At 50.9% G+C, this 1666-nt stretch carries 2 protein-coding genes; both read left to right on the top strand.

What is annotated here, in order from left to right:
• The first annotated feature begins 133 nt into the window (after positions 1-133).
• Positions 134-1138, top strand: coding sequence for a T6SS immunity protein Tli4 family protein (locus H4J77_RS19400; RefSeq protein WP_182250092.1), 1005 nt, complete (start codon positions 134-136; stop codon positions 1136-1138).
• Between the two features lie 25 nt (positions 1139-1163).
• Entirely contained in the window at positions 1164-1571 is a 408-nt protein-coding gene (locus H4J77_RS19395) for a hypothetical protein (RefSeq protein ID WP_182250090.1), read from the top strand.
• The last annotated feature ends 95 nt before the right edge of the window (positions 1572-1666 follow it).

The following is a 1666-nucleotide window of genomic DNA, read 5'->3' as shown; positions in this document are numbered from 1 at the left end:
CTCGGCCACGACAGACTTTAGGCTGGAAATTCCCGGTGGAGGTGCTTGTTGAATACCTTCAGCTCTCGCAGAGCAATAACCTTCAGACCATCAACTGAGTGTTGCACTTAGACCCTGAGACCGCCGTGTTGAGATGCCCAACAAAACAAAAGCTCAAATGCGGGTATTAAGAAACAGAGTAAATGAGAGAAGAGAGAGATTCGACCCCGAAAAGGATGATAGAGAACAGTATATCGAAGATCTCATGAATTTGGACGCAGAGAACGAGCGATACAGCGACATGATCTCTGACATAACAAGGTTTAAAATATTTATCGATTTTGATAAAAGCAAGGGTCGACCAACAGAAGAATTAGAGGCTCAACTCGCAGATTATGAGAGGCAAATAGCTGCACTGCCCACTGATGAGCGTTATGAGCATGAACGCGCTTTTGATCTAGGAATACCTGACGCTGCTGGGGCCTGGCACCCGGACAAAATGGTGGCACTGCTATGGCGCAACAATCGGATTTACCACTTCGAGTTTGGCCCGAAAAACGGCGAGTATGAAAGTAATTTTGATGCGTTAGAGCCTCTGGCCCGCGACCTGTTAGCGCGCTTTCGCCCGCGCGCAGAATTCGAGATACCGCAGGAGCCGGGCGTCTGTCTGCCTTTTGGATTCATTGCCGACAGCGGCTCAGAAAAATACGATGCCTACTTCTCGTGGCATTCAGAAGGCACACCTTATGTGCTGAACAATCTAAAGCTCAGCAATTCAGTTGGGGACGCGCTAGAGCTTTTGCCTATGCTCACCAAACGTTTAATGGGCAATCCTTTTCCAAATGCATTGAATATCACGGACCTTGGGCCGCGTCGGATCGATATCGGCAGTACGCGTGGTACCTTCGCGGGCCGAGCATTCCAAGCCATCAACCCCGAGAGCGACCAGCTCACGTCCCATACTCAATATGTGTTGAATGCCGGCGCTGTGGCTGGCAAGTACACGCCGACGCTGTTGTTCAAACAACAAACCTTCGCCAACGACCAACCACCGCCACCCATAGAGCAAGCCGAAGAAGACGTACTCAACATGATGAGAAGCTTCCGGCCGTTGCCTGGCATGCAGGCTTTGTATGATGAGGCCGAGAGCAGACGATGAGTCCATACACCTCAAACCGCAAATTATGAAAACAATACTGAAGCTCTTGGGCTGCTGCCTTGCCCTGCCCGTTGGACTAGCCACTGCAGACGAGCCGCGCCAAGAATGCCTGGGCCGCTTGACATTCGGCGTGCCGGAGGAGATTGAGTGGGCAACCTTTAACGCAGGCCGAACCATGCAGATATCCGAAGGTGGGGGGCATGACTTTAGCGATATGGTAGCGGCGCGAGGTGATAACGCTACTTACGGAGAGTTCGGCGCGGTTATCTACGTCAGTGACGAAGTAGAACGATCTATGCTTGATGATGTTTATGGGTACAGAAGAGGGACTAGCGTACTTTACCAAGACTATTTGAAAGAACAATTGGAGACTGAAAAGCGCTTGGTAGAGCAGTTTGAAAGGGGGTGTCATAAATTTTGTGTTTGGGCATAACATGTTGCAGCAGAGGACGCATGTATGCCGACCAAGAAGAAGCCGGGGCGTGAAGCCCCGCGAGACCTACCCGCAATTCCCAACGAACTGATAGA

This window comes from Pseudomonas sp. 5Ae-yellow (assembly GCF_014077575.1).
Taxonomy (GTDB): domain Bacteria; phylum Pseudomonadota; class Gammaproteobacteria; order Pseudomonadales; family Pseudomonadaceae; genus Halopseudomonas; species Halopseudomonas neustonica.
This window is presented reverse-complemented; position numbering and strand designations above follow the sequence as displayed.